Source organism: uncultured Flavobacterium sp., from assembly GCF_937967675.1.
In the GTDB taxonomy this organism is placed as follows: domain Bacteria; phylum Bacteroidota; class Bacteroidia; order Flavobacteriales; family Flavobacteriaceae; genus Flavobacterium.
The window spans coordinates 1-8,804 of record NZ_CALBSN010000186.1 but is presented as its reverse complement, the minus strand read 5'-3'; the positions used below and the strand labels follow the sequence as shown (position 1 = coordinate 8,804).

Sequence of the window (8,804 nt, the reverse complement as noted above, 5' to 3'; positions counted from 1 at the left end):
CCGCTGGATTTTACTCCGTGAAATTAGACAAACATAATATCGATGTGCGTTTAACTACTTCAACTCGAGTTGGTTTTCATGAATATACATTTAATAAAGCAGGACAAGCCAATATTATTTTAGATTTAAATCATCGTGATAAGTTAATTCTTGGCGAAATAAAAATAATAAATGACAAAACCATTGAAGTATTAAGAAGAAGCGAAGCTTGGGCTAGAGATCAATATGTTTATGCGCGAATAGAATTTAATGTGCCATTAATAATAAGCAATGCTCGAGGAAAAAATAAACCAAAAGATTTATATAAAGGGGATGAAGAATTAAAAATAAGTTTCTCTAAACAAGTCAAAAAAGGCGAAAAAATTCTCGTAAAAGTAGCACTTTCGCCAACGAGTTACGAAGGTGCGAAATTAAACAGTTCCGAAATTAAACATTGGGATTTCGATAAAGTTCATAAAGATGCTATTGCGGCTTGGAATAAAGAATTATCAAAAATTGAAGTCACGTCTGATGATAAAGACAAGTTAGCGATTTTCTACACGGCTCTGTATCACACGATGATGCAACCGAATATTGCACAAGATTTAGACGGAAAATACCGCGGTAGAGACAATAAAATTCATGTTGCCGAAGGATTTGATTATTACACGGTGTTCTCGCTTTGGGATACTTTTAGAGGCGCGCATCCGTTGTACACTTTAATCGATAAAAAACGAACAGCGGATTACATCAACACTTTCATCAAACAATACGAACAAGGCGGCAGATTACCGGTTTGGGAATTAGCTTCCAATGAAACCGATTGTATGATTGGTTATCATTCCGTTTCTGTAATTGCAGATGCGATGGTAAAAAGCATTAAAGGTTTTGATTACGAAAAAGCCTTTGAAGCCAGTAAAGCTTCTGCCATGCGTGATGTTTTAGGTTTGGATGCCTACAAGAAAAACGGTTTTATTTCGATAGATGACGAACACGAAAGCGTTTCAAAAACCTTAGAATATGCGTATGACGATTGGTGTATTGCGCAAATGGCACAGATTCTAAACAAGCAAGAGGATTATCAATATTTCATGAAACGTTCTCAAAATTGGAAAAACATTTTCGATTGGGAAACGGGTTTCATGCGTCCAAAGAAAAACGGCGGTTGGGACAAACCTTTCGATCCAAGAGAAGTCAACAATAATTTTACCGAAGGTAATTCGTGGCAATACTCGTTTTTTGTGCCACAAGATATTGAGGGAATGATTCAAGCTTATGGTGGACCTGAAAAATTTGAAGCCAAATTAGATGAAATGTTCAACAGCGAAAGCAAAACTACTGGTAGAGAACAAGTCGATGTTACGGGTTTAATCGGACAATATGCGCATGGAAACGAACCAAGTCACCACATGGCGTATTTGTACAATTATGTTGGGAAACCAGAAAAAACGAATGCAAAAGTCAAGTATATTTTAGATAATTTTTACACAAACACACCAGATGGTTTAATTGGAAACGAAGACTGCGGACAAATGAGTGCTTGGTATGTGTTGAGTTCGATGGGGATTTATTCGGTGACCCCTGGACAGCCGAAATGGGATATTAATGAACCTTACTTAGACGCGAAAGTTAGTATTGATGGAAATAAACCAAATTATCTTCACTTACCAAATGCTAGAGGTATTTTGCCACAATTTGGTATGGAAACTATAGATAAAGTAGAGTGTCAATTAATCATTCCAGTTCCAGTAATTCAAGCGGAAAGCAAAGCTTTTAAAGATAAATTATTAGTTTCTATGGATAATAATAATTTAGATAATGGAAAATTTAGAAAACATATGATTTTCTACAAAATTGAAGGAGAAAAGGAGTTTTCAATATATTCAAAGCCATTTGAAATTTCAAATTCAACCAAAATTTATGCTTTTTCAAGAGAAGATTTAGAAGGTTTAAATGTTAGTGATACCATTTCCGCAACCTTCTTCAAAAAACCAAACAATTACAGCATCAATATTAAATCGGTTTACAATCCACAATATCATGCTGGTGGTCAAGAAGGGTTGTTAGATGGTATTTTAGGAACGGAGAACTGGAGAAAAGGCGATTGGCAAGGCTACCAAAGTCAGGATTTTGAAGCGGTTGTGGATTTAAAAGAAGTAAAAAGTGTTAGTGAAATTTCCGCACGATTTTTACAAGACCAACGTTCTTGGATTTTAATGCCAACGAAAGTCGATTATTATATTTCGGATGATAATGTAAATTTTATGTTTTTCGGTTCGGTAAACAATACCTTAGATCCAAAATTAGAGGAAAATACGATTTTGAATTTCACTTCTAATGAAATCAAAGGCAAAAAATCACGTTTCGTAAAAGTAATCGCTAAAAACTTCGGTAAATTACCAGAATGGCATCAAGGTTTTGGTGGCGATGCGTTTATTTTTATAGACGAAATTACTATCAAGTAAGAGCCAAAAATTAACCGCAGATTCGCAGATTAACTAGGTTAAATCTGCGAATCTGCGGTTTATATTGTGTTCAAATATTTAATCCTTATCAGGAAATAATAAAGAAGCGATTACAGACAAGATTAGAGCTCCACCCACAACAGATAAAGATAAACTTGTAGGAACGTGATAAAACGGCGCTATAATCATTTTAGTTCCGATAAAAGCCAAGATAAATCCTAATCCATATTTCAATTTACTGAACATGTACATGAAGTTCGCTAAAAGAAAATACAATGAACGCAATCCTAAAATCGCAAAAATATTTGATGTGTAAAGAATAAATGGATCATCTGGAGCAATAGCAAAAATTGCTGGAATACTGTCAATCGCAAATAATAAGTCGGTAAATTCTACAATTGCGACTACTACAAACAAAGGCGTTGCTACTTTAAGTCCGTTTTCAATCGTGAAGAATTTATCGCCATCGTATTGATGGGTTACATTGAAAAATTTATAAACAAATCGAGCACCTGGACTTTTTGTAAAATCTTTACTTCCTTCATCTTCTTCTTGACTCAGTGCCGATTTAATTCCGGCAACAATCAAAATAATTCCGAAAAGAGTTAACAAGTAATTGATTTTAACCATGTGTCCAAAAAGCTCCATTTCAGGCAAATAGGTGTAGTTCAATAGCCAAACTCCCGCAAAAATGAATATTGCTCTAAAAACCAAAGCCCCAATCACACCCCAAAATAACACTTTGTGTTGGGCTTCTTTAGCAACGTTGAAATAGCCAAAAACTAAAATAAATACAAATAAATTATCAACCGAAAGTGCTTTTTCAATCCAATACGCACCTTGAAATTGCATGAATTTTTCGGCTCCCATGTAATGATAAATAATACCACTAAATCCCATTGCTAAAGAAATCCAAATCACCGACCAAATAGCCGCCTCACGATTGGAAATCACGTGTCCTTTTTTGTTTAAAACACCTAAGTCTAATACCAACATGGCAATGATGGTAATCGTAAAAGCCGTAATAATTCCTGGGTGATCGATTAAATGATCAATTGCACCTGTTTTTAATGAGAATAGCATGGATTTAATTTAGTTTTTCTGTTAAGGCTTTAAAAACGGTTTTTGCGTCTTTGTTTTCGTATAAAATTTTGTAAACCGCATCAATAATTGGAGTATCAGCCCCGTATTCTTGGTTTAGTTTGTAAGCACTTTTTACCGCATAATAACCTTCCGCTACCATACTCATTTCCATTTGTGCTGATTTTACGGTGTAACCTTTTCCTATCATGTTTCCAAACATTCTGTTTCGAGAAAATACGGAATATCCTGTTACTAACAAGTCGCCTAGATAAGCCGAATTGTTAATGTTTCGTTTCATGCGATGTACTTTACGAATGAATTTCTTCATTTCGCGAATACCGTTACTCATCAAAACCGCTTGAAAGTTATCGCCATAACCTAAGCCATGTGCAATTCCGGCCGCAATGGCGTAAATATTTTTTAAAACGGCTGCATATTCAGTTCCAATGATATCATCTGAAGTTTTGGCTTTGATGTAATGCGAACTCAAATTTTTAGCTACGAATTTGGCTTTTTTCTTATCACTACAGGCAATCGTTAAGTAGGATAAACGTTCCATTGCCACTTCTTCCGCATGGCAAGGTCCTGTTACAACACCTATATTTTCAAATGGAATATCATATTTAGTATGAAAATGTTCACCAACAATCAAACTCGATTCAGGAACAATTCCTTTGATAGCAGAAAAAATAAATTTATTTTTCAAACTTTCTGTTAAGTTCTCCAATTCTTTACTTAAAAAAGCGGATGGAATTACAAAAATCAGATAATCTGCATAGGCAACTGCTTCGTTGATATCGTTTGTAAGTTTCAATTTATTAGTGTTAAACGCAACCGAACTCAAATAGTTTGGGTTGTGTTTTTGATGTTTTAAATGCTCAATAGCATAAGTGCTTCGCATGTACCAAGCAATTTCGTCTTGATTTTCACAAAGCATTTTAGCAATTGCGGTAGCCCAACTTCCCCCTCCTATGACTGCAAATTTTGGCTTATTTTCCATTTTCCGATTTAATTTAGAACATCAAAAATAGGCATTTAAAAAGGATTTACAAAAAACGTTTGCGAAACTCTTTTTTATAATGGATTTAAACACGAATTCCACGAATTAACACCAATTTTCTTTGCTTTTTTGAGGTTCAATTTTTTAGTAAAGCTTTCTAAACTTTACTAAAAACTTCTAAATTTTGCAATAAAAATTATTCGTGTTAATTCGTGAAATTCGTATTTTAATTTTTAATAACTCATTTCTACAATAGCTCTTACTTTTTCCAAAGTAATATTCTGTTTTTCACCCATGGCTTTCCAACCTCTTTCTTCGAAACGATTTACAATGAAATCAGCTGTGTTTTCGATGTTTTCAGCGTTTTCCGAAATTTTCGTTTTCATGCCCATTTTGTGGAAGAACTCAACCGTTTTTTCAATTGCTTTTTCTGCAATTTCTTCAGTTGAATTGCCTTGAATGTTCCAAACACGTTGTCCGTATTGTGCTAATTTTTCTTTTTTCGTATCGAACATTACGCGGTATAAGTTTGGACCAATGATTGCCAACGTTCTCGCATGATCAATTTCGTATAAAGCAGTTAATTCATGACCAATCATGTGTGTAGCCCAATCCGAAGGAACTCCTTTTTGAATTAAGCCATTCAATGCCATGGTGGCACTCCAAACAAAGTTGGAAGCTAATTTATAATCGCTCGGATTTTCTACTACATCTGGACCAATTTCAATTAGCGTTTGTAAAATACTTTCCGAAATTCGGTCTTGTAGTAAAGCATCGTGTGTATAGGTTAAATATTGTTCCATTACGTGTGTGAACGCATCCACAACTCCGTTTTGTAACTGTCTTTTTGGTAACGAAGTAATTACCGTTGGATCTACAATTGAGAATACTGGAAATAAAGCGCTTCCGCCCAAAGTAAGTTTTTCTTGTGTAGCTTCAATTGTAACTACTGCTCCCGAATTCATTTCCGAACCAGTTGCTGGCAGGGTTAAAACGGTTCCAAAAGGAATAACTTTGGAAACGTCTTTAAACAAGATTCGTTTTTTCAAAATATCGGCTTCATCACCTTCAAAATTAACAGCTGCTGAGATAAATTTCACGCCATCAATTACACTTCCGCCACCAACAGCTAAGATGAAACCAATTTTTTCAGCACGAATAATTTCAACCGCTTTCATCAAAGTTTCAAAACGAGGATTCGGTTCAATTCCGCCAAATTCTATGATATCATGATTTGGTAGAGCGGCTTTTACTTGGTCGTAAACACCATTTTTAAAGATACTTCCGCCACCATAAGCAAGCAGAATCTTTATGTTTGTTGGAACTAAATCAGTTAGTTTAGCAATTTGTCCTTTTCCAAAGACATAATTTACCGGATTGTATAATTCGAAGTTTAGCATAACATTTTATTTTTTAAGAATACAAAGTTACGCAATGGGATTGGTAACGAATGGTAAAGGAATGTTAAGATAGTTTGCTTTCTTTTTTCATTTTTTCTATAAAAAACAAATAATCAGTCGTGTTTTTATATTTCTTGTCTACAAGATTTAGATATTTTTTTTTGAAAATGATAAGTTCATTAGTAATTATAAAAAAAAGATCTTTTTTAATTGCTTCGAGTTGTTCAGATGAATACAATTGAAAATATGTTATAATTAATTTACCATTATGATAAAAAGAAATACTATTTTTTAAACCTTGCGATAAAAAGGCACCATTTGATTTTCCTGTTTGGCTACCATATTTATCTGAAAATTCTATATTAAAATCATTGATTTGATTAAATTCAAAGAGTTGATTATTAATTTTTATTCCATCTTTTTCAAAAGAAATTTCTCCTTCAAGTTTTCCATTTAATTTTTCATATTCACCAAATCTCATAATAACTGAGATTAGAAATAATCCCAAACAGACATAAATAATGTTTTTTAGAATGCTTTCAAATATGTTTTCAATATTATTTTCTGTGTTTGATAAAATAAGTAAAAGTATTAATGCAAATGATATTGAAATCCATTGTAGTTGTTCAGAATTATCCATTTTTTTATAAAATGGTAACGATTTATCTTTGATATAAATTTTAGCTTTAAAATTCATTTCTTATAAAACAAATTATGCTCCACATATTCCCAAACTTTATTGGGTAACATTGGTATTACATTTTTACCGTTTTTAATGCTTTCGCGAATGAAGGTTGAAGATAATTCAATTACAGGCGCGCCTACTCGATGGATTTTTGGATGATTGACAAATTGCTCATCGATTTCGCCTGAATTTAATCGCGGATAGACATAAATATGGTGGTTTTGCAGAATGACTTCGTAGTTTTTCCATTTGTGGAGCGAGTTCAAATTGTCTTCGCCCATGATTAACGAAAATTCGTGTTTCGGAAATTTTTCTTGTAAATGTGCTAAAGTATTTACGGTATAATTCGGCTGTGGTAGTTTGAATTCGATATCCGAAGGTTGGATTTTCGGGAAATCTTCTGTTGCCAAATGCACCATGTGCAAACGATGATAATCATCTAACAACGAACTTTTCTGTTTGTGTGGATTATGAGGTGTAACGACCATCCAAATTTGATCCAAATCAGAATGCTCCGCCATATGATTGGCAATGATCAAATGCCCAATATGAATGGGATTAAACGTTCCAAAATACAGACCTATTTTCATTTTTTGTTTCACAGAGTTTCACGAAGTTTTTCACAGAGTTTCACGAAGTTTTTTGTGCTACTTGGTGCATAACTTAGTGAGACTTTGTGCTATACTTTTATTTACTAATAAAATCCTTTACCAATTGATACGCTTCTTCTTTTGCCACATCTAAATCATAATTTTTGATGATGGTGTCAAATTGTGGTGCAGTTGCTAATTCTACAGACGCTTTTGCGATACGCATATTGATTTTGTCTTCGCTTTCTGTGGAACGTTGTTTTAAGCGGCGTTTTAATTCGTCAACGCTTGGTGGTTTTACAAAAACAGCTAAGGTTTCGTTTGGAAATTTGCTTTTAATACGCAATCCGCCCGCTACATCAATGTCAAAAATTACGTGTTTTCCTAAAGCCCAGATGCGTTCTACTTCGGTTTTTAAAGTGCCGTAGAAATTATCAGTATAGACTTCTTCCCATTCTACGAAATCTTCTGCTTTAATGTGCTTTTTGAATTCATCCCATGAGATGAAATAATAATCTTTTCCATCTACTTCTTCGCCACGAGGCGCACGAGTAGTACACGAAATCGAAAATTCTAAATTCAAATCGGGTTGGGCTAATAAATGTCGTACTATAGTGGTTTTTCCTGAACCTGATGGTGCAGAGAATACTAATAATTTTCCTTTGGTCATTGTGTTGTGTTATTTTCTAGTGATAAGTAATTAGTGATAAGTGAAAAGCTTATTTAAGTGATTTAGAAAAGACATTTATCATTTTAGATTCTTCTATAATAAGCTCTAAAATTTCATTATACAATTCAAAATTAACAATAAAACCTAATTCTTTTGCTATGATTAATTGAGTTTCTAATTCGCATAAAGAACCTCTTGAAATATCAATAAAATGGCTAAAAGATTTGTCGGTGTTTCTTCCATAACCTTCTGCGATGTTAGACGGAATTGAAACGGAAGCTCTTTTAATTTGACTTGTTAGAGCGTATAATTCTTCAGGTGGAAATGCTTTGGTTAATTGATAAACTTTTACTACCAGAACTATTCCTTTTTTCCAAATTAATAAATCTTTATATGAACTTATACTACTCATTTGCTGGCTTTTTACTATTCACTTGTCACTTTTCACTAAAATTAAAGAACGTTTAATACCTGTTCTTTGATTTTTTCCAATTCATCTTTCATCATTACTACCAATTTTTGCATTTCAGAATGATTAGATTTTGAACCCATGGTGTTGATTTCTCTTCCCATTTCTTGCGTGATGAAACCTAATTTTCTTCCGTTGGCTTCCGTTCCGTTCAGCGTTTCTAAGAAATAGTTCAAATGGTTGCCCAAACGTACTTTTTCTTCAGTAATGTCATATTTTTCTAGATAAAAAATCAATTCTTGTTCAAAGCGATTTTCATCTACATTTACTTTTAATTCATCTAGAGCTGTTCTTAAACGAGTTTTTACAGTTTCAACGCGTTCAGCATCGTAAGAAACCGCTTCGTTCATTAAATTATTGATGTTGGCAATTCTTAATTGGAATTCTTTTTCCAACGAAGCACCTTCATCTTTTCTAAAATTAGCGATGTTTTCCAAGGCTTCATCAATCACGGTTTGGATTT

At 33.6% G+C, this 8,804-nt stretch carries 9 protein-coding genes; 1 reads left to right on the top strand and 8 read right to left on the bottom strand.

Features of this window, described 5'->3' with window-relative positions:
* Window positions 1-2,444, top strand: a 2,444-nt coding sequence (locus Q0075_RS12285) for a GH92 family glycosyl hydrolase (protein ID WP_297869763.1), incomplete at its 5' end; no start/stop codon positions are given.
* A 78-nt stretch (window positions 2,445-2,522) separates the two neighbouring features.
* On the opposite strand, the gene Q0075_RS12280 is transcribed toward Q0075_RS12285, so the two are convergent.
* The 8 genes from Q0075_RS12280 to Q0075_RS12245 form a co-directional block, all read right to left on the bottom strand.
* A complete protein-coding gene (locus Q0075_RS12280; protein WP_231837089.1) occupies window positions 2,523-3,500 on the bottom strand; it encodes a TerC family protein in 978 nt (325 codons plus the stop codon).
* A 31-nt stretch (window positions 3,501-3,531) separates the two neighbouring features.
* Window positions 3,532-4,527: an NAD(P)H-dependent glycerol-3-phosphate dehydrogenase gene (locus tag Q0075_RS12275; protein WP_297869762.1), complete on the bottom strand. Its 996-nt coding sequence runs from the start codon at window positions 4,525-4,527 to the stop codon at window positions 3,532-3,534.
* 233 nt (window positions 4,528-4,760) lie between these two features.
* Complete coding sequence (locus tag Q0075_RS12270; RefSeq protein ID WP_297869761.1) at window positions 4,761-5,927, bottom strand: iron-containing alcohol dehydrogenase; 1,167 nt, start codon at window positions 5,925-5,927, stop codon at window positions 4,761-4,763.
* Window positions 5,928-5,991: 64 nt separating this feature from the next.
* A complete protein-coding gene (locus Q0075_RS12265) occupies window positions 5,992-6,624 on the bottom strand; it encodes a hypothetical protein (protein ID WP_297869760.1) in 633 nt (210 codons plus the stop codon).
* Entirely contained in the window at window positions 6,621-7,202 is a 582-nt protein-coding gene (nadD, locus tag Q0075_RS12260) for a nicotinate (nicotinamide) nucleotide adenylyltransferase (RefSeq protein WP_297869759.1), read from the bottom strand. Before nadD ends, Q0075_RS12265 begins: the two co-directional genes overlap by 4 nt.
* Window positions 7,203-7,299: 97 nt before the next feature.
* Window positions 7,300-7,872 (bottom strand): guanylate kinase, encoded by a 573-nt coding sequence (gene gmk / locus Q0075_RS12255; RefSeq protein WP_250580153.1) that lies wholly within the window; start codon window positions 7,870-7,872, stop codon window positions 7,300-7,302.
* A gap of 49 nt (window positions 7,873-7,921) precedes the next feature.
* A complete protein-coding gene (locus Q0075_RS12250) occupies window positions 7,922-8,284 on the bottom strand; it encodes a four helix bundle protein (RefSeq protein WP_297869758.1) in 363 nt (120 codons plus the stop codon).
* A 41-nt stretch (window positions 8,285-8,325) separates the two neighbouring features.
* Window positions 8,326-8,804, bottom strand: a 479-nt coding sequence (locus tag Q0075_RS12245) for a YicC family protein (protein WP_297869757.1), incomplete at its 5' end; no start/stop codon positions are given.

Excerpts from the sequence above, each read along its gene's own strand:
- Q0075_RS12275 (WP_297869762.1), bottom strand. The coding sequence starts at position 4,527 with ATGGAAAATAAGCCAAAATTTGCAGTCATAGGAGGGGGAAGTTGGGCT.
- Q0075_RS12270 (WP_297869761.1), bottom strand. The coding sequence starts at position 5,927 with ATGCTAAACTTCGAATTATACAATCCGGTAAATTATGTCTTTGGAAAA.
- Q0075_RS12265 (WP_297869760.1), bottom strand. The coding sequence starts at position 6,624 with ATGAATTTTAAAGCTAAAATTTATATCAAAGATAAATCGTTACCATTT.
- nadD (WP_297869759.1), bottom strand. The coding sequence starts at position 7,202 with ATGAAAATAGGTCTGTATTTTGGAACGTTTAATCCCATTCATATTGGG.
- gmk (WP_250580153.1), bottom strand. The coding sequence starts at position 7,872 with ATGACCAAAGGAAAATTATTAGTATTCTCTGCACCATCAGGTTCAGGA.
- Q0075_RS12250 (WP_297869758.1), bottom strand. The coding sequence starts at position 8,284 with ATGAGTAGTATAAGTTCATATAAAGATTTATTAATTTGGAAAAAAGGA.